Source organism: Anaerofustis stercorihominis, from assembly GCF_024623185.1.
GTDB lineage: Bacteria > Bacillota > Clostridia > Eubacteriales > Anaerofustaceae > Anaerofustis.
The window spans coordinates 82,342-104,993 of the sequence record NZ_JANJZK010000007.1 but is presented as its reverse complement, the minus strand read 5'-3'; the positions used below and the strand labels follow the sequence as shown (position 1 = coordinate 104,993).

Here is a 22,652-nt window from a genome sequence, read left to right as displayed (position 1 = left end):
ACAAAAAAGCAGACTATTTTAGTCTGCTTTTAATTTACAATCAAACCCGCAACGTATTTTCCGATTAAGACACCTATTATACAAAGGATTACACTTGATAAAACATATAATCCCGCAAATACTAATCTTCCGCATTCAATCAAATTTACCGTCTCCAAAGAGAATGTCGAAAAAGTAGTAAATCCTCCGCAAATCCCGGTTTGTAAAAATAGCTGCAAATCTTTGCTTATGTATCCGCTGCTTCCCGCAACTGAAGAAATAAATCCTATCAAGAAAGCACCGACCAGATTTATCATCAATGTCACAAAGGGAAAGTCAGAAGTGAAAGAAAAAATATTCCCTGCCAAATACCTGAGTGAAGCCCCTATAAAACCGCCTAATCCTACAAACAATATATTTATCATATTTTATCTCCGAATTTCTCTAATGATTTTACATAATAATCATAAGTCCTTTTATCAAAACAAACTATCTTTACTTCTTCTATTGTATCATCTTTACTTAAAAAATCCAGTATCGTATTTACGGCGATCTCACTTGCTTCATTCAAAGGATAAGAATATACCCCTGTGCTTATAGAAGGAAAAGCGATGGTCTTAACCCCATTTTCTTTGGCAACTTTAAGGGAATTTTTATAAGCATTTTTAAGAAGCAAAGCTTCATTATCTCTCCCGCCTCTGTATACCGGTCCTACGGTATGGATAACATACTTAGCTTTTAAGCTATATCCCTTAGTTATCTTAGCTTCCCCAGTCTTACACCCATGAAGGGTCCTGCATTCTTCGAGAAGTTCTTTCCCTGCGGCTCTATGTATGGCGCCGTCAACGCCTCCTCCTCCAAGCAAGGAGGTGTTAGCGGCATTGACTATAGCGTCGGTCTCTTCATTTGTGATATCTCCCAAAACGATTTTACATCTTTCCATCATCTATACCTGCCTCATCTATTTCTTTTACATATTTATTTTCGTAAGCTTCTTTTTTATCTGCTTTATTTTCAAATCCTTTTATTTCTTTCTCTCCTTTAGCCTGAGAAATAAGTGTTCCCATTCCTCCTACGCAACCTCCCGGACAGCCCATACCTTCCAAAAGATATCCGTTTCTTTTACCTGATTTTGCAAGAGTAAGGATCTTCTTACATCCTTTAAGACCGTCGGCTCTGTCTGTCATAACTTCAAGTTCTGGATCGAGTTTATTTATTGCACCCACAATAGCTTTTGTAACACCTCCGGAATATCCGTAGCCTCTTCCTGCAGCCGTTGCATCATCAAGTCTTTCACCTTCAAAGCTGTCTACATCTATTCCTTTTGCTTCAAACATTCCTGCGACCTCTTCAAATGTAAGGACATAATCAACATCGCTTTTTACGCTTCTTCTGTTCGCTTCAAGCTTCTTAGCGGAGCACGGTCCTATAAAAACTATTTTTGAATTTGGATGATTTTCTTTTATTACTCTTGCGGTTGCTACCATTGGTGTAAGTGCCGGAGAAACATATGGTGCAATGTCCGGATAATCTCTCTTTGCCATAACAGCCCATGACGGACAGCATGAAGTAGCAAGAAAAGGCTCTTCACCTGTCTTTACCTTTTCGATGAAATGCTTTGCTTCGAAAACAGCACCCATATCGGCTCCGAGGGCAACTTCGATAACATCGCTGAACCCCAGTTTTATTAATGCTTCTTTTATCTTTTCGGGACTGGCACCTTTTCCGAACTGACCTACGAATGCAGGTGCGATTTCCGCAATCACTTCATTATTATTTTGAATAGCCTTTATAGTTTGATAAATTTCCGATTTATCACTTACCACACCAAAAGGACAAGCAACTATACACTGTCCGCAGGAAACGCATTTTTCATAATCTATCTTTGCATTCCCCTCTTCGTCCTCGGTATATGCGTTGACCCCGCAGCTTGCTTTGCAAGGTCTGTCGTATTTGACTATAGCATTATAAGGACAAGCTTCCACACATCTTCCGCACCTCACGCATTTATCCTTATTTATTACGCTTTTCCCGTTCTCGAAGTAAACGGCATCGACCGGGCAAACTTCACTGCACGGATGAGCATAACAGCCTCTACAGTTATTTGTGACAAAAACAGTATTCTCTTCACACTGCATACAAGCCTTGGAAACTACATTTACAAGAGGTAATTTAAGTACATTTTTTTCTCCCTTTATATCTTCTCTATCCTTATCTTCATCAAAAGGATTTTCGTTACTGCTTACATCAAGCCCGAGAGCAAGCCTTATTCTTTCCAAAATCAAAGCCTTTTCTCTTTTTTTGTTGGTTATCTTGTTATCTTGATCCTCTACTATTTTTGAAGCTAATTTTTCAAGTTCAAGCTCCTTATTTTCATAAGCAAGCAGTGCCACTTCTTTAAATACTTTTCTTCTTATATCAACGATGGGCGTAAAAATCTCTTTCATAAATCTCTCCTTAATATAAATTATTATATAATATTATTTACCAAAATAGGGAAATTTATAAACGAAAAAAGTAAATTTCCACCTATACTTATAAATCACTACAATAAAAAAAGAAAACCTTTGGTTGGTTCTCTTTAATGTACTTTTCATATTGCTCCCTCCCCAATCATTGGGTTGGGGTAGCGATTATTTCAAAAATTTCGGGTAGAAATTTTTAGAAAATCTAATCGCGTTATAAGCTCCACGCAGTGGAAGCCTTTTATTAAATATTTTTGGCTTTGGAAAAATATTTATGGGGTTTTAGGGGCAAAGCCCCTAATGTGTTATCCCCTAAGATCATCAAGAAGTTCAGTCTTTTCCTCAGTTTTATCGTCTTTGTTTTTAACGATTTTTGCAGGCGCTCCCGCAACCACAACACCTTCCGGCACGTTTTCTGTTACAACGCTTCCTGCGGCAACTACACTGCCGTTACCTATCTGAACACCTTCGAGTACTACTACGTTTCCGCCTATCATACAGTCATCCCCTACGATGACAGGAGTCGCTGAAGGAGGTTCAAGCACGCCCGCCAAAACAGAACCCGCACCGATGTGACTTCTTTTGCCCACGGTAGCTCTGGCACCCAAAACAGCGTTCATGTCTATCATAGACTCTTCGCCTATGACTGCACCGATATTTATTGTTGCACCCATCATTATCACAGCGTTCTTACCGATTTGAACACCTTCTCTGATGTTTGCACCGGGTTCTATCCTTGCGTCAACGTCATTTGTATCCATCATAGGTATCGCAGAATTTCTTCTGTCATATTCCATTCTGTAGCTTTCGATCCTGTCTTTGTTACATTCAACGAAATCAAATACTTCTTCTTTTTCTCCGAATACTATATAAGAACCGTTGTTTCCGTAATATTCAAGTCCCGCAAGTAAATTTTCCACCAAATCACCTTTAACATATAATTTTATAGGCGTACTTTTTTCTGCCGCTTTAATATATTTTGCGATTTCATATGGGTTTGTTAAATCGAATTGTTCTTTTAATTTACTGTTATCCATTCTTTTCTCCTTATACTATATCATTCATTTCAAAGTATCCTCTGCCTTTATCGTAAATATATCTGCCTGCTTTTACGGCTCCTACGGCAAATACCTTTCTCGATAAGGCAGTATGTTTTACTTCTATTATTTCATCTTCTCCTGCGAAGATAACTTCGTGTTCTCCTACTATGGTACCGCCTCTGACAGCGTGAATGGTAAGGTCTCTCTTTTCTCTTTTTACGTCTTTACCATACCTTGAAAACTTATATTCAAGTTCTTTATCCGCATTTTCTTTTATAACATCCGCAAGCATATATGCGGTCCCGCTGGGAGCGTCTACTTTTCTGTTGTGATGTTTTTCGATGATTTCCGTATCGAAATCTTCACATAACATTTTTGCACCCAGCTCAAGCATTTTGCTCACTACGCTTATGCCGTAAGAGAAGTTCCCTGTCTTAAAAATAGGGATAGTCTTACTTGCTTCTTCCAGATGTTCATTGGTACAGTCTTCAAGCCCCGTAGTAGCACATACAAGCGCAGTATTTGTTTTTACACAGAAGTCTATTAAATCATCTACCAAGCTGAAGTGTGAAAAATCTATTACAACATCAATATCTTCTTTTATATCATCGAATGAAGAATATATCGGATACTCTTCTTTGCCCTTTGATAATTTATCAAAACCGCATACGATTTTCATATCATCGTATCCTTCTACGATATTCTTAACGTTTTGTCCCATGGCTCCGTTAAAGCCGCTGATCATTACTTTTATCATTTCTTATCCTCTTTAAATCAAAGAATATTCTTTTAAAGTCTTTTCCAAGAATTCTCTCTTATCTCCCGTTAGTTCAACGAGAGGAAGTCTCATATCTCCGGTTTTAAGCCCCATTATTTTCATAGCTGTCTTAACGGGGATAGGATTACATTCACAGAACAGTGCATCGCACATAGGTAAAATATCAAGCTGTTTTTGAATTGCAGTCTTGATGTCGCCGCTGAAAAATGCGTCGGTAAGCTCTACACAAATCTTAGGGATTATATTTGAGCAAGTTGAAATAACTCCGTCTCCGCCCAATGAAAGTACAGGCATGATTTGGTCGTCATTTCCGGAATAAAGCTCAACATCTTCGGGAATGTCTTTCATTATCCTAGCAACCTGAGATAAATCTCCGCTTGCTTCTTTAAATGCTTTTACATTTTTTATCTTTGTAAGTTCTATCGCAAGGGAAGCTGAAATATTTTTCCCCGTTCTTGAAGGTACGTTATAAACGATAATAGGAACATCTACCCTGTCGCTTATATATTCATAGCTTTTATAAATACCCTCGTCACTTGATTTATTGTAGTAAGGGTTATTTATTAAAACCGCATCCGCATTTCTTTTTGCGGCAAGTTCCGTAAGCTCCAATACATGCTGAGTATTGTTCGTTCCGGTACCGGCAATAAAAGGAACTCTTCCCCCTATGACCTCACTGCTTACTCTGAAGATTTCATCTTTTTCTTTATCGGTAACCGTTGGAGATTCTCCGGTGGTACCGCATATAACGAGACCGTTTATCCCGCTTTCTATCTGGTCGTTGATAAGTGTTTCCAGAACATTCAAATCGACCTTGTTATTTTCATCAAACGGCGTAACTAAAGCCGTAGCAACACCTTTAAAAATTGACATATTAGTTTTCCTTTCCGAAGAAGTTTTCTTTTATCAAATACTCGGCGATCTGTACAGTGTTGGAAGCAGCACCTTTTCTGATATTATCTCCCACGCACCATAGGTTCATCCCGCTTTCGACAGAGAAGTCTCTTCTTATCCTGCCTACATATACTTCATCATTTCCCGCAGCGTCCAAAACCGTAGGATATTCCAAAACGGAGATATCGTCTTTTACTATTACTCCCGGAGCATTTTTAAGAAGTTCTCTGGCTTCATCTACGTCAAATGGTTTTTCGAATTCAAGATTTATACTTTCGCTGTGTCCCACAAATACAGGGACTCTGACCGTAGTAGCGGTAACTTTGATGTCATAATCTCCGAGTATCTTATGAGTTTCATTTACCATTTTAAGCTCTTCTTTCGTATACCCGTTTTCCGTAAAGTCATCTATATGAGGAAGACAGTTGTATGCTATCTGTACAGGATAAAATTCGTTTTTACCGCCTTTTACTCCTTCTTCCAAATCCTTTATACCTTTTATCCCCGAACCTGCAACAGCCTGATATGTAGAATAGATCACTCTCTTAATTTTATATGCATCGTGAAGAGGTTTTAAAACAACCATAGCCTGTATCGTAGAACAGTTAGGATTTGCTATGATACCTTTGGTCTTAAGTGCATCCTTCGGATTTACTTCCGGAACTACCAACGGCACTTCTTCATCCATTCTCCACTGTGATGAGTTATCTATAACGACAACATTGTTTTTTGCGGCTATTGGAGCAAATTTCTTGCTTGTTCCGCCTCCTGCAGAGAATAGTGCAAAATCTATATCTTTATCAAAAGAATGTTCATTCAATTCTTCAACCGTATACTCCTTACCTCTGAACTCGACTTTTTTACCTGCCGAACGGCTTGACGCCATAGGGTAGAAATTATCTACGGCTATATTGCTCTCCTCTAAAACTTCAATCATTTTTTGTCCTACAACACCGGTTGCTCCCGCAATCGCTACATTGTATTTTCCCATATTATTCCTCCTAAGTGTATTTTTTATAGTGTTATAAAAAATAAAAGCCGACAAAGCGACTCTAATACACAAAAAAATTAGTATTTGTGAATAGCACTCCATCTAAGCGATGACAGTCTTAATGCTCTTAACATTAAGCCCGGAAATCTAAACGGTAAAATATAAACTTCCTCGGCAGATTTTCCTTTCGATCATTCTTATCTGCATTTACCTGCATCAAATAATTTACTGATAAAATCCGCGCCTCTATCTTAACACTACTTATTAATTTTAATCTTCCTTTATTATAGAGGGAAAAGAGTATTTATGCAAGTACTTTATAATACTTTTGTCATATTTAAAATAATTTATATGGTTGTCATTATATAATGATTTTTACAAAGGTTTTAAGTGGTTTTTATGTGTTTGATTAAATGAATATATGAAGAAAAGTAAGGGGCGCGAAATCTGCTTTAGCAGGCGTAGTGCCCCGAAATAAAAAATACCAAGCAATAAAACACTTGATATTTTTATGATACAAATTAAATTTTAACTTTTAACATCGGTACTGCAAGCAATATTTCCTCATCAGAACCTTTTTTTGCATCAAAAAGATATTCTTTTCTGTCTATAAACGGTGCAAGGTGAGTGATCATTAACTTTTTAACATTCATGTCTACAGCTGTTTTTGCTGCCTCATAGGAACTCATATGAGTATTCCTATTCAATTTCTGACTGCTTAAAAACGCACCGTCCAAAAGTGCGAAATCAACACCTTTTATAAATGTCTTTAAATTATTATTTACTATGCTGTCCCCGCTGTAAACGAATGTTTTGTTATTATATTCAATCTTTGTCATAAAAGCAGATACGGGATGTTCGGCACTTAAAAATGATATCTTGATATCATCTAACTTCACTTCCATATTATCCTCTAATACTTTGACATCAAAACATTCCTCATCTTTAAATCTGTCAAATTCACTGATTGGACTATTCGGAGCATAAAGAGGTATCTTTTTATCTATAAGTTTCAAATAATATCTAAGTATAAACAAATCATTTATATGGTCTGCATGAAGATGAGATAATATTACCATATCTATATCTTCCATCTTACATATTTTTTGAAGATTTATGAGAGAACCCGCTCCCATATCCATCAATATTTTTTTATCATTTACTTCCATTAAATACGAACTTGTAGGACCGTCACTGCATGAAATGGGTCCGTAGCATCCGAGTATATTTAGTTTCATATTCTATTCCTTTCTGCTATGATATAATTTAACGAATGGGAGTATAATTGATTTCAGCATCTTCTTTTGTTGCTTCAAGTTTAAATATAACAGGTCTGAGCCCGTCATTGCAGCTGCATATCGCAACACCCGGTTTTCTTATCCAGTCTCCGTAATAAAACAGTTCATCTCCATAGTTATGGGCTAGAGCAAACACATACTGATAAATCGCCTTCCAAGCTTCATCACAAAATCCTTCAGGTTTCGCATAATCAGCATAAAAAACATGACCTTCTCTCATCATAGGACATTTATCAAGCCCCTCTGCCCCATACTCTTTCGCAAGTTCTTCATCTAAAGTCGTCTTAAGTACAGTTATTTTAACTTTTTTCATTATGTACACTTCCTTCAAAATACTCTTATAATTTTAAATATATTCTAACATAAATAAAATTAATTTCAAATTTTATGTTAGTTAACAAATAAAGACAAAAAATTTTACATTATCTTGCTATTATTTACTAAAAACAGTGAAAAGAGAAAAGAGGAAGAAAGCGAAAATGGGAAAGACTTTAGTAGTTACATCGGGTAAAGGCGGCGTCGGTAAGACAACCTCTACCGCTAATATAGGAGTGGCACTCAGCAAATTAGGAAAAAAGACAGTTGTTATCGACGCTGATATAGGGCTTAGAAATTTAGATGTAGTATTAGGGCTTGAGAATAGGATCGTTTATACGATAGTCGATATTGTCGAAAAGAGATGCAGACTAAAGCAAGCTTTGATAAGAGACAAACGATACGACGGTTTATATCTGCTCCCAGCCTCTCAGACCAAAGATAAAAGTGCGGTGCGCCCATCGCAGATGAAAAAAGTTTGCAAAGAACTCGAAAATACTTTTGATTACATAATAGTCGATTCTCCTGCGGGAATAGAACAGGGATTTCAAAACGCCATTGCAGGAGCGGAAGAAGCGATAGTCGTTACTACTCCGGAAGTTTCGGCGGTAAGGGATGCAGACAGGATTATATCTTTACTGGATGTAAATGAAATCGAAAATACAAAACTTATCATAAACAGAGCCAAAGAAGATATGATGAAAAAAGGTCAGATGATGGATACAAACGATATACTGGATATTTTGGGTATAGAGCTTATAGGTATAGTTCCCGATGAAAAAGAAATAGTTATATCTTCCAACAGAGGCGAACCGGTGGCTGGAAAAAATGACCTTATAACCGGACAGGCTTACATGGATATAGCAAGAAGGATAACGGGAGAAGAGATACCTATAACGGAAATAGTAAAGAAAGAAAATCTTGTCAGAAGACTCGTTCACAGTCTTGGATTTTAGGAGGAGATATGTTTGATTTTTTAAAAGATAAAACAGATGAAACCAAAAGCAAAGATGTCGCAAAAGAAAGGCTTCAAAACATACTTATGAAAGAAAGGACCAATATTTCAAACGATAAGCTGGAAATGGTAAAAAAAGATGTATTGTCGGTGGTTAACGAATATTTTGAAGTAAATGAAATGAGAAGTAAGACTTATCTTACAAAGATGAAAATCGGAAAAGAGAAAAAAGAAGAAAACGTCCTCATTTCGCTTATGGTAATAAAAGAATAATAAAAAGTCCTATAAACTATATTATAGGACTTTTTTATGTTTAAATTAAAATAAACGGTTTATACTAATTGTAATATATTTCTTTTAATTTATAAGTGTATATCATTTCAATATTTTTTGAACATACTGCACTAAACCCGAACTTATTACCTGAAATAAGATTTGTTATTACATCTATGGCTGAATCGATATAATTTCCTTTTTCGTCAAAGCAATCAAAAGTAATTTGAACGTAACCGAAATTTTGATTACTTTTATTATATAAAGTTCCTTTTATATAAAAGCAGCTATTATCGTGATTTTTATATGAAGTCGTCTTTTCTAAAATTTCAATATCCGAGTTTTTATTTTCTTTACAAATCACCGATTTTTACCCCTTACATATTTTTAATAATCATTATACACCACATAAGATGTATAGTCAATTATTAAAACATACCTTGATTATAATAATTTCTATTGGAGGGGTGTATATGGAAAAATATGCAGAAATCCTAAGAGAGCTGAGGGAAGATAACTTCCTTAAGCAAGGCGAAGTAGCAGCTATTATAAAGACGACTCAGCAAGTATATTCAAGATACGAACTTGGCATAAATGAACTGCCTCTTAGGCATCTTATAACTCTTGCTGACTTTTATAATGTTTCGGCAGATTATATTCTGGGAAGAACTAAAAACAAAAAAATAAACAAATAAAAGCTCACATACTTGTGGGCTTTTATTTGTATTATGCTATTAATGATGATGTCCGCCATTATAATGTGATTTATTGTTATGATGATTACCTAAACCATGATTATTATTTACATATGCTTTATGATTTTCGCTTCTTTTTTTATGTTCGTACACATGATTTTTTCCATCACAATTTTTATTTTTACAATTCGACTTATCGCAAACTTTTGTATGATTGATACTCTTATGTTCATCGTTTTTTAAACACCATTCATTTGTACAATTTACGGTTTTTACTTTTTGTGAAACGGAAGCACTCGCAGCATTTGTCACGGAATAATTACTGAACAAAAATACTCCGAATACAAAACACAACGATACTCCCCAAATAATTAAATTTTTCTTTTTCATATATAAATCTCCTTTTTATTGTTATATTAATATAACTAATCACATAGAGTATTTATTGCATAAAATTTTATTTTTAATGATGATTTTTTTCTCTTTCTTTTTTATGTTCCTTTTTCTTCTCGTGTCCTTTGTCATGTATTTCTTTTTTTGTATTGGAGTGTCCGCATGCCTTTATGACATCTTCCTTATTACTTGCATGCAAATGATTTTTTTCATCGTTATTGCTAAGCTCATAATATATGCTTACAAGTTTTCTTACGGAATACAATTTAAGCTCTTCTTCATTTAATGAAGGATTTAAGCTGATAATTTCTTCAATCAGATTATATTTACCCAATGAGCATCCCTTTATATCAATATTCTTATGACTGCTGTCATCATAATATTGTTTTAATACAACGGAGGAAACATTAAATGCCGATAAATAATCTTTTATATAACTGTCCAAATCATCTAATATTTTTTTTGATAAGTCTTTATTCTTATCGTTTGTTGAAAGCATCAGTAAATCATATCCTTCTATCAAGTAACCTTCTTTTAACATATTGTCAAGTATTCTTTTTATTACAAAATCAATATCTCTGTTTTTATAATCTATTCCATCAACTACTTCGTAAGCACCCTTATTGTATGATTTTATATCTATTACTTTATTTTTCTTATTTGTCACTATTTCCAAGCTTGGGTTAACATCGATATCTATAGAATTATAAGGCATAAGGTTTTGAGAATACCAAAATACAAAAATCATAAGGCAACATGTAACGGCACTGATTGCGGGAGCAAAAAACTTCTTAAAATCACATTTCTTCTTATCAGACGTTATTTCATCATCTTCTTCCATTTTTATGATAGCCTCTTCGTAAAGTTTGTCCGGCTCCGGTAAAGGAGCTTGATATATGGCATTCTTTAGTTTTTCTTCATATTTATTCATATCTTACTCCTTTCTTTTCAAGTTTATTTTTAAGTTTTTTCAGTCCCCTGTTATACTTTGACAAAACCGTTGACAGCGGCAGTTTTAAATCCTCCGCTATTTCTTTATGCTTAAGACCAGAAACCGCATGAAGCAGGATTATACTTCTTTCTTCCTCCGTCAGCTCTTTGAGTACGGTAATAAGCACCATTCTATCCTCTGCGTCCGTCACATAAGAAAAGCTCAAATCATTCTCTATATCGGTATTATCACGATATAAATTTCTTTTGTTTTGGGTTATTTTAGTCTTTGCAAGGTTCCTCGCAATAGTGAATACCCAAGCCATGGGTTTATTCATGGGTTTATAAAGATGTGCCGCCGATCTTATTTTTATATATGTATCATGAAGTACGTCCATAGTATCTTCATGATTTTTCAAAAATGATAGTATATAAGCATATAAAACTTTATCGGTCGCATAATAAAGCTTTTCAAAAGCTTCTTTGGAACTCATACCTATTTCGATTATCGTATTATCGTCTATAGGTATTTCCTTATTAGTATTTACGCTATCTTCCCCTCCAAAGATTTCAGCAAAAAGTAACATAATTTATCCTCATTTTATATTTTTACAAAGTATAACAATATTTTTCTATAAAATCAATTTGGCTTCAAAACTTTCACTAATATAACAATTCAAAAGATAATTTTATTGCATAAAAATAAAAAAGGATATAAAAATATATCCTTTAAATATCAAATGAGATAAATCCCTTTTCCTTATTGGAATAAGTATATAGCTTATTTATACCCGCTGCCTTTAATCTGTTGACACCGAGATCATACAAAACATCAAGCATTTCTATATTATGAGCGTCGCTTGACATGGTGAATTTGATACCTTTATCCTTTGCCATTTTTATTATTACATCAGAGGGATAAAGACTTCTAACACCATGTTTATAACCTCCACCGGTATTAAGCTCCAGCACGCTGTCTATTTCCTTTATTTTATCAAGCACATCCGAAACCAAATCCTTATACCAACATGCGGTTTCGTCAAAGAAAATCCCGTCTATGTTGTTTTTCTTTATCAAATCTATATGTCCCGCAACCTCCGGTTTCAGTTCAGCCAAGTTATTATAATAATTTTCAAAATAATCCGTCACAAATTTTCTTGCGTCATTATCGTAACTTCTTTCCAAAGACTTCCTGAATTTAGAACAAAGTTCATCCACAGGCTCCATTATCTCGCCCGGATATGTAACATGTACGGAACCTACTATATAATCAAGTCTCGGTCTTATATTACTTAAGTCGCTTACAAGATACCCCTTATTTGCATATCTTTCGCTCTCTATACCCGCGAACAGCTCTATTTTATCTTTATATTTATCTCTAAGCTCATGAACTTTATCGACATATTCGTCGTATTTATCCGGTTTTAAAGAGTGGTCTTCATATTTATAAGTGCAAACATGATCCGTTATACCAAAGTGAGTAAATCCTCTCTCAATTGCAGCCAATACCATTTCTTCCATATCGGTTTTCCCGTCGCTCAAAGTCGTGTGATTATGCAGTGATACTTTATACATTGTTACCTCCTACCTGTTTGAAATTTTTTCTATGAGTATTATTCCCGCTTCCCTGTTCCTCATTTCGCCTATCTTGATTTTATAATCCAAGTCCAGACATAAATTCAAGGCTTCATGTATCTCCTTATCGGAATATTTCTTTGCGGAAATATTCGCCATTTTAACCGCATAGGGATGCAGAGAATAATCATTTACTATATCTTTTTCACTCTTTTTCTTTTTCATGTATTCCTTACACAAATACATGTTTTCGAGATTTCTTATTACAACAGCCAAAATCTGCATGAAATTTACATTGTTGTATTCCAAATTACTGAGAAGTCTAAAAGCGTAGTCGGTATTTTTATCCCTGAGAGCATCGGTAAGCTTGAATATCTCGTCCTTTATATTGACACTTATTATTTTCTTTACGTCTTCTAAATCGATTTCTCTTTTTCCTAAACTGGAAAGCTTATCTATTTCACTTACGAAGTATCCAAGGTCGACCTCACTGCCGTCAAGCAAATATCCGCTGGCTTCTATGAAATAGCCTATTGCGTCTTTTGATAAAATGAAATTTTTGTTTTTTACCTTATTCCTTATCCAGTTTTCAAGCTTAAATTCCTTGAACTTTTCAAAATCAACGATATCCCCCTCTTTTTTTATTGTTTTAAAAAGAGCCGTCCTTTTATCAAAGTTACCCTCCGACCAAATGATAATTACTGTTGAAGGAGGTATGTCTTTGATGATTTCGTTAAGCTTCTTGCTGAAATCTTTATTTTTTGCGTATTCGCTTTTTATAAGTATAAGCCTATGTTCATCGAGCATAGGCAGAGTTTCCATAAGCTCATATATTTTATTTATATCAAGTTTTTTACCGTCGAATACAGAGTAATTGAAATCTTCATAGTCCTTTAATATAAGAGCACTTTTGAGGCTGTCCAGCATCATCTTCGCAATGTAATTTTCCCCTACGTTGAATAGATATATATTTTTAAAATTCTTCTTCTTTATATTATCGTTTAATTTAATGTAATCCATAGCCGTCTCCCATATGGACATTGTATCATAAAAATATAATAATTAAAATTTACTTTTTTTCTTTTTTGGAATAGTTATATATCCCGCGAATATAAGAAGCAAAATATAATATAAAAATAAAAAAACAATATTCAAATGACCGACCTTTACCGAAGCAAAGGGTATGGAAGCCAGTAATTTAACAACTCTTCTGATAAAGGTCAATATCAAATCCAAAAGATTTAACACTATATATCCAAACACATATCTTCCGGAAATACCGCCAACCAGTCCCATTACGATAATGGGAGCAATAAAAGGAACTATTATTAAATTGCATAATATACTTATCACAGACATGGCACCAAAAGTATTTATAATTATCGGAAGAGTAAATAAATACGCAGAAGTACTTATACAAAACATCTCAATAAAATATTTCACAATGTTATTATCTTCATTGAATATATCGAGAAGTTTATTTCTCATCACCGGAGATAAAAGAAATATTCCCATGACAGCTGCGAATGAAAGCTGAAAGCTTACATGGAAGATACTCAGCGGATTTATTAAAAGAAGTATAGAGGCAATTATAAAAGTATGGTTGAAAGGATCGTTGTCTTCTTCGTGTTTCATGGATAAAACTTCATTAAACAGACATAACATCATGGCTCTGGTGGCAGAAAAGGACATCCCCGCAAGCATTACATACACAAATAAAATCGGAGCGATTATAAATACTCTGTAGCGTTTCTTTATATCAAACATCGAAAGAAAATAAATTATCACGGCATAAATAAGACCGACATGAAGTCCGGAGACCGCAAGTACATGGCTGAGACCGGTTATCTTAAAATTTGCATAAGTTTCATCATCTACATTCTTTTCGGAGAAAAGCATTCCCATTAGGAGATTGACGTTATCTTCACTTTTCATATTTCTTTCCAAGTTACTTCTGTATCTGTCCCTTAAAACAAATGCCTTATCCAAATAAAAGGGAAAGTGGTCTTCCCTTACAAAATCGATATTTTTATAGTTTACATTCATGTAGTTATAAACATTCAAAGTCCTTAAAAATAAATTATAGTTAAAGCCTTTAAAAGCAATGGGATGTTTTACTTTTCCGTAAAATCTGTAATAGCTTCCGACTTTATATTTTCCGTTATCATTATAAATAACTATTTGCAGTTTATCTTTTGAAGTGTGTATCTTCCCATTCAACTCATACTTTACGTCTTTTACATAAATCCAAGTAGTTTTCTCTTTATAAGAAGGTGCGCTCACTACCTGAGCGGTTATGCTTATATTATCATCGGTGAATTTATCCAATTCGCTTATATAATCAAGTCTGTAAGAAGTATGATAGAAAGTAAAAGTACTGAGAAGGATACAAATAATAAAGATTATCCTAAGAGAAATATCCCTAAATAAAATGAACAGCAAAATAAATGAAATCAAAAGTAACGGAAAGAATATGATATTTTCCGCATTAAAATAAGACATTAAAAGTCCATATAAAATATATAGAAATATTATTAAAGCAGGTCTTTTGATATTCATATCTATCTTCCGTATTTCAACATTTTTATTAAATTCTAGCATATAAAAATCAGCTTTTAATACTACTAATCGGAATGATATGAGAGGATAGTTATCCACAGTTAATCCACAAAAAAAGCTCCCCGTAAGGAAGCTTTTAATTTATAGATATTTATTCAATTGCACCTAAAGTCTTTAATATATTGATATCGCCCATTACGCCATATAAAAGACTTTCTTCATCGAAGTTGAAACATGCGTTATGAAGAGGATGAACATACCCTTTATCTTCTTCTCTTATACCAAGCTCATAGAAAAAGCAAGGTACTTCTTCAGAGTAAAAAGAAAAATCTTCCGCACTCAATATCGCATCACCGAGGATATAATCATCTTTAAATGCAGGAACCACTTTTTCATATAATTCTTTATCATTATAAGTTATCCCGTAGAACGGTCTCCAGTCATAAGTTATCTTACAGTCATAAGCTTCGCTTAAACCTTCTGCGAGAGTATGCATCCTTTTATCGATTATCTTGTACGTATCTTTATCGAGAGTCCTTATGGTACCTTCCATTTCAACATGCTCGGCGATTATATTTATCCTGTCGCCTCCGTTAATAGTACCTATGGTAACAAGCCCTTCTCTTATGGGATTTATGTTCCTGCTTACTATGCTTTGTATACCATTTATATACTGTGAGGCAATAACTATAGCATCGACGCCGTTATGAGGCGCAGCACCGTGAGAAGACTTCCCGTCTATAAAGACGGTGAATTCGGTTGAAGCCGCATAAAAACCGTAAGGCTTTGAAGAATATTTGCCTTTTGGAACATTGGGACTTAAATGAAGAGCAAATACATTCTTCACATTATATTTCTTAAGTACGCCTTCTTTAATAATGAGCTTAGCTCCTCCCGGTCCTTCCTCTGCGGGCTGGAATATAAGCAAAATACTATCTTTAAGTTTATCTTTATTCTCACTTAAATATTTTGCGAAGATTAGGAGTATAGACATATGACCGTCGTGACCGCAGGCATGCATCATATCAGGGTTAGTACTTTTAAAATCTATATCATTATTTTCTACTATACTGAGCCCGTCCATATCGGTCCTGAAAGCATATGTCGTTTCACTTCCCATATCAATATAACAAAGCACCCCCGTGCCCGCTGTCTCTTCGTATTCAAGCCCAAGGTCGGTAAGGTAGTCTTTTATATACCTGCTGGTCTTAAATTCCTTAAGCCCCTCTTCGGGAATCCTGTGAAGGTCTCTTCTTAATTTTTTTATTTCATCAAAATATTTTTCTTTTAAAGTATTAAACATTTTTGTCTCCTATTATAAGAAACACTACAAAAATTATTTTGTAGTGTTGTTATTGGTTTTATTGGCACTTCCGTCATCCCAAGGAAGAGCTTCGGAATATTCTCTGTAGACCGTATGTACTTCTCTGCCTTTAGAATCCGTATTATAAAGATGTAAAATGTTTGCTCCCGGATCATAATTAAAAGTATATTCTATTGTTTCACCATCTCCTGAAGCAGTAAACTTTCCGTCACTCGCCCCGCTTACGGTATATGTAGTAGTCTTAGGGGAACCTTTTTTAGATGTAACGGTAACAGTCATAGATGAATCATCAAGCACCATATCCGTCTTTGTATTCTTAACCGGTTTCTTTGCATGTGCATCTATATAGATACTGTCCTGTGTCCATTTATTTTTTGCATCGGAAAAGTCTTTGCTGTGTGCAGACGGTTCGGTACCGCAGCCGAACAAAGTCCCTAAAAATATAGTAATAATTAAAATGCTAAGTATTTGCTTCATTCTCTTCATAATTGATTACCTCTTTTCATTCAACATATATTTTACCATAAAGAAAATTAAATATATAGAAAAAATATGTTAAAATTTGATTAATTTATCTATTGTTCCCCCGCCGAGACATACATCTCCGTCATAAAAGACAGCTATTTGCCCCGGAGTCACACAGCTTTGCTCTTCATCGAAAATAACTCTTGCGGTGCTTTCGTCTATTACTTCCACCGTAACTTTTTTAAGCGGCTGAAGATGTCTGAACCTCATTTCACATTTGAACTTATCGCTTGGATAATGACCTGAAATCATATTTACATCCGTAGCTATAAATCCGTTTTTATAAAGTTTCGGATTTTTATCTCCCTGAACTATATATAAAATATTTTTATCTAAGTCTTTATCTGCTACGTACCATCTTTCTCCACTTCCGCATCCGCCGACTCCAAGACCTCTACGCTGTCCCAAAGTGTAATACATAAGACCAATATGTTCACCTTTTTTCTCTCCCGTATCCATATCTATCATATCTCCCGGCTGATTTGGAAGATAAGTTTGAAGGAACTGAGTGAAGTTTCTCTCACCGATAAAGCATATCCCCGTTGAGTCCTTTTTCTTGGCATTTCTGAAGCCTTCCCTTTCAGCGATTTCTCTTACTTCACCTTTTTCCACATCCGCAAGGGGGAAAATAACTCTTTCAAGCTGTTCTTCTTTAAGTAAAGACAGAAAATAAGTTTGGTCTTTATGCTGGTCTTTTGCTTTTAAAAGGCGAGTACCTTCTTTTGTATGCTCGACTTTCGCATAATGTCCAGTAGCTATATAATCCGCATTGAGTACATTTATGGCATAATCCAAGAAACATTTGAATTTGATTTCTTTATTGCATAAAACATCGGGGTTTGGAGTCCTTCCTTTTTTATATTCATCAAGAAAATAAGTAAATACATTATCCCAATATTCTTTTGTGAAGTTGACGGTGTAACAAGGGATATTGAGCTTCAGACATACGGCTCTCGCATCGTCGTAGTCTTCTTCAGCGGTACATTCTCCGTTTTCATCCGTCTCATCCCAGTTTTTCATGAATAAGCCTATGACGTCATACCCCTGCTTTTTTAATAGATAAGCACTTACGGTACTGTCTACTCCGCCGCTCATTCCTATGACAACTTTCTTCAATTAAATCCTCCTTTTATAAAACGATTTTATTATAATCTATCCCTAGTTCATTAAGAGCTCTCGCTTCTCTGGTATGACAGGTAAACATGATGATCTGTTTTTCACCGCATACGCTGTGAAGATATTCGAGGACTTCTTTAAGTCTGTAATCATCATACTGAACAAAACAATCATCCAAAATGATAGGCATTTTATTACTTGCTAAAAGATTATCTATGATACTAAATCTTAAAGCCAAATAAATCTGGTCTATAGTACCGTTGCTTAAACTTTCGGCGTCCACCATTTGACCGCTTTGTTCATCAAGAACCATTACATCCATGTTATCGTCTACTTTGACCGTAGAATATTTACCTTTGGTTATCTTGGTCATGATAGTACCCAAAGTCTCGTTGAGACTGGGTGCAACGCTGGTATGGATTTCTTTGGAGATGTTATTTATTGTTGCTATTGCGGTTTCCAAAGCAAGCAGTTTATGTTCATACTCTTTGATTTTATTTTCATATTTATAAATCTCTTCGTTTATTACACAAAGATTTTCGTTGAATGCATTGGATTCTTCCAATATACCGTTTATCCTTGAAAGCTCCGCAGACACTCCGGTGATTTCATCATTTAAATCATCTACACTGTTCGTAAGGAATGCACTGTCATTTGACTTTATGGTATCCAAAGTAGCCTGGTCTATTTCTTCCCCTGCGAATTTTTTCTCGAGCTCGGCTATATCATTGCCGTCTATGATATTTAACAGAAGCTTATTGTTGCTTTCATATCTTTCAATGGATTTTTCATACTCTTCTCTCTTTTCGAGAGCATCTTTGAATTCTTCTATACTTGAAATATTATTATTTACAAGTATTTCATTCATCTTATAGATATTTTCGCTTATTTTCTCTTCTAAAATTTTGGTTGTACCTTCAAAATCTTCAAGGTCCATCTTATATTTTTCAAGCTTGCTTTGATTTACGGAAGCTTCTTTTGCAATGATACTCTTCTCCTCAAGTATCTCAATGAGTTTATATGGATCTTCTTCTTCATAATCCATTAAGAGTTTATTGATTTCAACTTCATTGAGTTCGATCATATTTTGAGTCCTGATAAGCGAAGTATCATATTTATCATACTTCTTACTCGTTTCCTTAAATACACTCATTATGACTAACTTCATTATCCCAAGAACTACGGTAGCACCCAGAGCAATGTAAAAATAAAGCATCAGACTCTTTGAAATGGTAAAGCTGAATGCAAGCATAAATATCGTTATGACAGCACTTACTATACATACAATATTGATGACCTTATTTGTAGTGCTCTTGGAAGAATAATCTTTTTCAACGGAAACATCTTTCTTTTCCGATAATCTACCTTTAAGTCTTTCGATATTACCAAGTCTGTCTTTAAGGATATCTATGTCATTAACTATTTTGTTATAGTCTTTTCCCTTTGTTTCTTTATTTACCTCTTTTGCTTCGTCATCAAGGTCCGAAAGAGTATTATTGACATATTCCTGCTTGTTTTTTAAATCCTCAAGCTGTTCGTTCAAAGATTTGTTTTCTGTATAAAGGTTTAAAAACTGAGTATAAATATCGTTATTAATATCTTTATACTTCTTTAATTCTTCTATTTTTTCTCTTATCTGATTATTTTCATCTTCGACAGCTTTGTATTTGAAGAAAATATGCTTTTCTCTGTTCCTTGCTATATCATTTAAGTCTTTAACTAATTTTCTTTTTTTCTTTCTAAGTTCCTTGAGTTTTTCTTCCAAGGCTTTTACCTGAAGGTAATAATCCTTGTTTTCTTCCATTGCAATAACGGCTTTTTCTTTGGATTTTTTTAATTCTTCAAGTTTTATTACCGCACTGCCGTAGTTTGATTTAGACTGTTTTCTCGTTCCGATTTCTGCCTTTTGCTTTTCAAGATACGAGATAGCTTTATTTACGGAAATCTTATTATCATTGCCCTTTTCGTAATTTGCAAGAGTTTCGCTGATTTCCTTTTTGAAGTCTTTCTCGGTCTTATTACCAAGCTGTGCTATTGATATGGTATTATTGAATAAAACACTGTTTAGTCTTATAACAGGAGATATTATATGCTGCTTTGTAGAACCGTCATAAGGAAGCTTGTCCGTTAATTCTTCTCCGGTAATATTATCGAAGAGTTTAAAATCTTCATTCTTCTTATCGAAGTTTCTCTCTATCCTATACTCGCTTTTACCTATGGTAAATTCAAGGCTTCCTTTATATAAATCGCTGTTCCATGGTTTATATCTTTTATACTCTTCACTGTAGAGCTTATTTTTGCTGTAAGGCTTAAAGAAACCGAAAAACATACCTTGAATAAACTTATGTGTAGTAGATTTACCGGCTTCGTTATTACCGTAAACTATATTAAGTCCGTTTTTAAAATCGATTTCCTTATCCTGAAATTTACCGAAACTCTTTATACCTAATTTCTTTATCTTCATCTATTTAGCCCCCTCGTTAAGAAGTGCATCAAGACCCAGATACAATGCTTCCGTATCTATTTCGTCATCTTTGCCTTTTAATGCTTTTATATAATGACCGATGACATTATCCTTATTTTCCGCATAAATCTTAGCTATATTATAATCAACTGCGGTATTGTCGACTACTTCTATATAATAAAACTCTTCGTTTAACCTGGTTTTTATATCTTCCATTTTAACCAAGTCACTCAAAGTACCTTCAATGCTCACTCTAAATAAGAACTTGTCCAATCCTATCTTAGCCTCGGTTTTTATTAGGTTTATGACCTCTTCAAGAGACTCTATACCCGTTATATTTACACCGAAACTTACAAACTGCTTGATGTTACTTTTAATTAGTTTGACACCGGTTTTTTTATCTATTATTTCTCCGAATATATATCCGTGATACCCCGTTTCGGAAAAGTCCAAAGGCTCCAAACTGCCCGGATATACAGAATTATTCGATAATTTGACAGACTTATGTATATGACCCAAAGCACAGTAATCAAATCCCGAAGATGCAAGCTTATTCTTATTAACAGGAAGATAATCACTAGTCTTACTTATTGCATCACAGTGAAGGAGAAGTATATTGTTTTTACTGAAATCAAGTTCGGGTACTTCAAAAATATCTTCTTCATAATGTTTTTTTAGGAAACTAAGCCCGTAAACACAAGTATTTATTTCCTCAAACTCTATCTTATCCAATGTATCGCTATCGAATATAGTTACATTCTTCGGAAAAGAAAGTAATTTATAAAAAGATTTTTCATGGATATAATCGTGATTTCCCGCCGCTATTACTACTTTTACTTCGGGAATCATTTTAAATCCGTCTATTATCCTGTTTACATCACTGGCTCTGACCAACTCATCTTCAAATAAATCACCTGCAATCAAAAGAATATCCGCTTCTCTTTTTTTGCAGGCTAATATCAATTTATTGAATGCTTTAAATAAATCTTCTCTTCTTTCTTTTGCGGTGTTTTTATCAAAAGAAGAAGATAGAAACGAAGAACCGAGATGTAAATCCGCTGTATGTATAAACTTCATAATCTACCTCCTATCCCTCATAGTTTTTATCAAATTCCATGCTTTCCAAATCTTCCAAAGCTTTTTTATATTTATAATCATCATCTTCCGTTATGGGTTTTCTAATGATTTTCTTATCGACTTTACTTAAAACGATTGACTCTAAAAGATAAGTGTAAAGCCAAGAGTTATCTTTATCACTGTTTATTAAATATGAAATTTCATTAGCAATACTGTTTAGCTTTGAAATCTCGCTTATTCTCTCTATAAGCTGTCCGCTTGCATTTTTATTTTGTTTTTTTACTTTTATTAAATTCTTTATGCAAATCAAAATATAAAGTTCATAACTGTTGTAAGTATCTTTATCTGAAATTACTCCCGTATCAACGGCTAAATCGAGTATACTTCCGTCACTGTCAAGCTTTTCCAATATATCGACTTTTGTATAAGTCTTATTATCATTAAGTTCGCTCTTTATTAGATCCGCTTCTTCTTTTTCGACTATACCCAATTTTTTGATAATTTCATTTATATCATAACTGTCTAAATCATCTTTTTTGATTTTAATAAGTAAATCGTCATTTTCTTTAAATATTTCATCTTTGATTTTGGCAATGCTTTTTCCTGATTTCTTACTTGATAAAATCCTTTTAAGTCTTATATAATGAAAGTCTGCATATAAAGCCTGATTGGGGCATTTATACTCCGGTTTTTGAAGGATACCTATATCGATATAGTGTTTTATCATCCTTCCCGTAATGCTGTATCCGTCGGCTTTGAGCCTGGAAATCAATTCTTTCATTTTCATGTAATATTCGCTCATAAATATCTCCTCATATGACTATTTGAATAGTTCATCAATATCAATATTTTTTGTATGTTTTGTATCTATGTCAAGAGTCACTTCATCCCCTTCTTCTATACCTTTTTTAAAGATATTCTTAGGGAGTACTCCGATTTTCAAATCTTCAAATTCTATTACGACTTTATCGTTTTCAAATCTATCTATTATACCTTTTATCATAAC

At 34.3% G+C, this 22,652-nt stretch carries 26 protein-coding genes and 1 riboswitch; of the genes, 3 read left to right on the top strand and 23 right to left on the bottom strand.

The window, feature by feature from the left end; all coding sequences use genetic code 11:
- Positions 1-29 precede the first annotated feature (29 nt).
- The 9 genes from crcB to NSA01_RS05755 form a co-directional block, all read right to left on the bottom strand.
- Complete coding sequence (gene crcB, locus NSA01_RS05795) at positions 30-404, bottom strand: fluoride efflux transporter CrcB (protein WP_257480557.1); 375 nt, start codon at positions 402-404, stop codon at positions 30-32.
- Positions 401-922 carry an O-acetyl-ADP-ribose deacetylase gene (locus NSA01_RS05790; RefSeq protein ID WP_257480573.1) on the bottom strand — a complete coding sequence of 174 codons (522 nt, stop codon included), beginning with the start codon at positions 920-922 and terminating at the stop codon, positions 401-403. The genes crcB and NSA01_RS05790 overlap by 4 nt, the downstream gene beginning before the upstream one ends.
- Positions 909-2,426, bottom strand: a complete 1,518-nt coding sequence (locus tag NSA01_RS05785; RefSeq protein ID WP_257480556.1) for a 4Fe-4S dicluster domain-containing protein — start codon at positions 2,424-2,426, stop codon at positions 909-911. Before NSA01_RS05785 ends, NSA01_RS05790 begins: the two co-directional genes overlap by 14 nt.
- Before the next feature lie 323 nt (positions 2,427-2,749).
- Complete coding sequence (dapD, locus tag NSA01_RS05780; RefSeq protein ID WP_257480555.1) at positions 2,750-3,481, bottom strand: 2,3,4,5-tetrahydropyridine-2,6-dicarboxylate N-acetyltransferase; 732 nt, start codon at positions 3,479-3,481, stop codon at positions 2,750-2,752.
- Between the two features lie 10 nt (positions 3,482-3,491).
- A complete protein-coding gene (dapB, locus tag NSA01_RS05775) occupies positions 3,492-4,241 on the bottom strand; it encodes a 4-hydroxy-tetrahydrodipicolinate reductase (RefSeq protein WP_257480554.1) in 750 nt (249 codons plus the stop codon).
- Positions 4,242-4,253: 12 nt separating this feature from the next.
- Complete coding sequence (gene dapA / locus NSA01_RS05770) at positions 4,254-5,135, bottom strand: 4-hydroxy-tetrahydrodipicolinate synthase (RefSeq protein WP_257480553.1); 882 nt, start codon at positions 5,133-5,135, stop codon at positions 4,254-4,256.
- Position 5,136: 1 nt separating this feature from the next.
- Entirely contained in the window at positions 5,137-6,147 is a 1,011-nt protein-coding gene (locus NSA01_RS05765; RefSeq protein WP_257480552.1) for an aspartate-semialdehyde dehydrogenase, read from the bottom strand.
- Positions 6,148-6,230: 83 nt separating this feature from the next.
- Positions 6,231-6,404, bottom strand: a riboswitch (Lysine riboswitch).
- A gap of 264 nt (positions 6,405-6,668) precedes the next feature.
- Positions 6,669-7,385: an MBL fold metallo-hydrolase gene (locus NSA01_RS05760; protein ID WP_257480551.1), complete on the bottom strand. Its 717-nt coding sequence runs from the start codon at positions 7,383-7,385 to the stop codon at positions 6,669-6,671.
- A gap of 28 nt (positions 7,386-7,413) precedes the next feature.
- On the bottom strand, positions 7,414-7,758 hold the full coding sequence (locus NSA01_RS05755) for a TIGR04076 family protein (RefSeq protein ID WP_257480550.1): 345 nt from the start codon (positions 7,756-7,758) through the stop codon (positions 7,414-7,416).
- 166 nt (positions 7,759-7,924) lie between these two features.
- On the opposite strand from NSA01_RS05755, the gene minD reads away from it, so the two are divergent.
- Complete coding sequence (gene minD / locus NSA01_RS05750) at positions 7,925-8,716, top strand: septum site-determining protein MinD (protein ID WP_257480549.1); 792 nt, start codon at positions 7,925-7,927, stop codon at positions 8,714-8,716.
- Positions 8,717-8,724: 8 nt separating this feature from the next.
- Positions 8,725-8,988 (top strand): cell division topological specificity factor MinE, encoded by a 264-nt coding sequence (locus NSA01_RS05745; protein WP_257480548.1) that lies wholly within the window; start codon positions 8,725-8,727, stop codon positions 8,986-8,988.
- A 64-nt stretch (positions 8,989-9,052) separates the two neighbouring features.
- Here NSA01_RS05745 and NSA01_RS05740 read toward each other — a convergent pair whose 3' ends face one another.
- Positions 9,053-9,352 carry an FxLYD domain-containing protein gene (locus NSA01_RS05740; protein ID WP_257480547.1) on the bottom strand — a complete coding sequence of 100 codons (300 nt, stop codon included), beginning with the start codon at positions 9,350-9,352 and terminating at the stop codon, positions 9,053-9,055.
- A 109-nt stretch (positions 9,353-9,461) separates the two neighbouring features.
- On the opposite strand from NSA01_RS05740, the gene NSA01_RS05735 reads away from it, so the two are divergent.
- Positions 9,462-9,683 (top strand): helix-turn-helix domain-containing protein, encoded by a 222-nt coding sequence (locus NSA01_RS05735; protein WP_257480546.1) that lies wholly within the window; start codon positions 9,462-9,464, stop codon positions 9,681-9,683.
- Between the two features lie 39 nt (positions 9,684-9,722).
- Here the strand turns inward: NSA01_RS05735 and NSA01_RS05730 are convergent, their stop codons facing one another.
- The 13 genes from NSA01_RS05730 to NSA01_RS05670 form a co-directional block, all read right to left on the bottom strand.
- Positions 9,723-10,073: a hypothetical protein gene (locus tag NSA01_RS05730; RefSeq protein ID WP_257480545.1), complete on the bottom strand. Its 351-nt coding sequence runs from the start codon at positions 10,071-10,073 to the stop codon at positions 9,723-9,725.
- A 73-nt stretch (positions 10,074-10,146) separates the two neighbouring features.
- The gene (locus NSA01_RS05725) at positions 10,147-11,007 is read right to left on the bottom strand and encodes an anti-sigma-I factor RsgI family protein (RefSeq protein ID WP_257480544.1); all 861 of its coding nucleotides are present in this window, start codon (positions 11,005-11,007) and stop codon (positions 10,147-10,149) included.
- Positions 11,000-11,593, bottom strand: coding sequence for an RNA polymerase sigma factor (locus tag NSA01_RS05720; protein ID WP_257480543.1), 594 nt, complete (start codon positions 11,591-11,593; stop codon positions 11,000-11,002). Before NSA01_RS05720 ends, NSA01_RS05725 begins: the two co-directional genes overlap by 8 nt.
- Positions 11,594-11,735: 142 nt before the next feature.
- Positions 11,736-12,581 carry a histidinol-phosphatase gene (locus tag NSA01_RS05715; protein WP_257480542.1) on the bottom strand — a complete coding sequence of 282 codons (846 nt, stop codon included), beginning with the start codon at positions 12,579-12,581 and terminating at the stop codon, positions 11,736-11,738.
- Positions 12,582-12,590: 9 nt separating this feature from the next.
- A complete protein-coding gene (holA, locus tag NSA01_RS05710; RefSeq protein ID WP_257480541.1) occupies positions 12,591-13,601 on the bottom strand; it encodes a DNA polymerase III subunit delta in 1,011 nt (336 codons plus the stop codon).
- 42 nt (positions 13,602-13,643) lie between these two features.
- Positions 13,644-15,140, bottom strand: coding sequence for a ComEC/Rec2 family competence protein (locus tag NSA01_RS05705; protein WP_257480540.1), 1,497 nt, complete (start codon positions 15,138-15,140; stop codon positions 13,644-13,646).
- Positions 15,141-15,291: 151 nt separating this feature from the next.
- Positions 15,292-16,443: a M20 metallopeptidase family protein gene (locus NSA01_RS05700; protein ID WP_257480539.1), complete on the bottom strand. Its 1,152-nt coding sequence runs from the start codon at positions 16,441-16,443 to the stop codon at positions 15,292-15,294.
- 33 nt (positions 16,444-16,476) lie between these two features.
- A complete protein-coding gene (locus tag NSA01_RS05695; RefSeq protein ID WP_257480538.1) occupies positions 16,477-16,950 on the bottom strand; it encodes a hypothetical protein in 474 nt (157 codons plus the stop codon).
- A gap of 69 nt (positions 16,951-17,019) precedes the next feature.
- Complete coding sequence (gene mnmA / locus NSA01_RS05690; protein ID WP_257480537.1) at positions 17,020-18,105, bottom strand: tRNA 2-thiouridine(34) synthase MnmA; 1,086 nt, start codon at positions 18,103-18,105, stop codon at positions 17,020-17,022.
- A 13-nt stretch (positions 18,106-18,118) separates the two neighbouring features.
- On the bottom strand, positions 18,119-20,569 hold the full coding sequence (locus tag NSA01_RS05685; RefSeq protein WP_257480536.1) for an ATP-binding protein: 2,451 nt from the start codon (positions 20,567-20,569) through the stop codon (positions 18,119-18,121).
- Positions 20,570-21,646 (bottom strand): metallophosphoesterase family protein, encoded by a 1,077-nt coding sequence (locus tag NSA01_RS05680; protein WP_257480535.1) that lies wholly within the window; start codon positions 21,644-21,646, stop codon positions 20,570-20,572.
- 10 nt (positions 21,647-21,656) lie between these two features.
- Complete coding sequence (locus NSA01_RS05675; protein ID WP_257480534.1) at positions 21,657-22,448, bottom strand: hypothetical protein; 792 nt, start codon at positions 22,446-22,448, stop codon at positions 21,657-21,659.
- 18 nt (positions 22,449-22,466) lie between these two features.
- Positions 22,467-22,649: a DUF3006 domain-containing protein gene (locus NSA01_RS05670; protein WP_257480533.1), complete on the bottom strand. Its 183-nt coding sequence runs from the start codon at positions 22,647-22,649 to the stop codon at positions 22,467-22,469.
- Positions 22,650-22,652 lie beyond the last annotated feature (3 nt).

Coding starts and splice junctions, on each gene's coding strand:
- NSA01_RS05755 (WP_257480550.1), bottom strand. CDS start 7,758: ATGAAAAAAGTTAAAATAACTGTACTTAAGACGACTTTAGATGAAGAA.
- crcB (WP_257480557.1), bottom strand. CDS start 404: ATGATAAATATATTGTTTGTAGGATTAGGCGGTTTTATAGGGGCTTCA.
- NSA01_RS05720 (WP_257480543.1), bottom strand. CDS start 11,593: ATGTTACTTTTTGCTGAAATCTTTGGAGGGGAAGATAGCGTAAATACT.
- NSA01_RS05715 (WP_257480542.1), bottom strand. CDS start 12,581: ATGTATAAAGTATCACTGCATAATCACACGACTTTGAGCGACGGGAAA.
- NSA01_RS05670 (WP_257480533.1), bottom strand. CDS start 22,649: ATGATAAAAGGTATAATAGATAGATTTGAAAACGATAAAGTCGTAATA.
- NSA01_RS05745 (WP_257480548.1), top strand. CDS start 8,725: ATGTTTGATTTTTTAAAAGATAAAACAGATGAAACCAAAAGCAAAGAT.
- NSA01_RS05705 (WP_257480540.1), bottom strand. CDS start 15,140: ATGAATATCAAAAGACCTGCTTTAATAATATTTCTATATATTTTATAT.
- dapB (WP_257480554.1), bottom strand. CDS start 4,241: ATGATAAAAGTAATGATCAGCGGCTTTAACGGAGCCATGGGACAAAAC.
- minD (WP_257480549.1), top strand. CDS start 7,925: ATGGGAAAGACTTTAGTAGTTACATCGGGTAAAGGCGGCGTCGGTAAG.
- NSA01_RS05735 (WP_257480546.1), top strand. CDS start 9,462: ATGGAAAAATATGCAGAAATCCTAAGAGAGCTGAGGGAAGATAACTTC.
- NSA01_RS05760 (WP_257480551.1), bottom strand. CDS start 7,385: ATGAAACTAAATATACTCGGATGCTACGGACCCATTTCATGCAGTGAC.
- NSA01_RS05695 (WP_257480538.1), bottom strand. CDS start 16,950: ATGAAGAGAATGAAGCAAATACTTAGCATTTTAATTATTACTATATTT.
- NSA01_RS05685 (WP_257480536.1), bottom strand. CDS start 20,569: ATGAAGATAAAGAAATTAGGTATAAAGAGTTTCGGTAAATTTCAGGAT.
- NSA01_RS05765 (WP_257480552.1), bottom strand. CDS start 6,147: ATGGGAAAATACAATGTAGCGATTGCGGGAGCAACCGGTGTTGTAGGA.
- NSA01_RS05680 (WP_257480535.1), bottom strand. CDS start 21,646: ATGAAGTTTATACATACAGCGGATTTACATCTCGGTTCTTCGTTTCTA.
- dapA (WP_257480553.1), bottom strand. CDS start 5,135: ATGTCAATTTTTAAAGGTGTTGCTACGGCTTTAGTTACGCCGTTTGAT.
- NSA01_RS05790 (WP_257480573.1), bottom strand. CDS start 922: ATGGAAAGATGTAAAATCGTTTTGGGAGATATCACAAATGAAGAGACC.
- NSA01_RS05725 (WP_257480544.1), bottom strand. CDS start 11,007: ATGAATAAATATGAAGAAAAACTAAAGAATGCCATATATCAAGCTCCT.
- NSA01_RS05730 (WP_257480545.1), bottom strand. CDS start 10,073: ATGAAAAAGAAAAATTTAATTATTTGGGGAGTATCGTTGTGTTTTGTA.
- holA (WP_257480541.1), bottom strand. CDS start 13,601: ATGGATTACATTAAATTAAACGATAATATAAAGAAGAAGAATTTTAAA.
- NSA01_RS05675 (WP_257480534.1), bottom strand. CDS start 22,448: ATGAGCGAATATTACATGAAAATGAAAGAATTGATTTCCAGGCTCAAA.
- NSA01_RS05700 (WP_257480539.1), bottom strand. CDS start 16,443: ATGTTTAATACTTTAAAAGAAAAATATTTTGATGAAATAAAAAAATTA.
- NSA01_RS05785 (WP_257480556.1), bottom strand. CDS start 2,426: ATGAAAGAGATTTTTACGCCCATCGTTGATATAAGAAGAAAAGTATTT.
- dapD (WP_257480555.1), bottom strand. CDS start 3,481: ATGGATAACAGTAAATTAAAAGAACAATTCGATTTAACAAACCCATAT.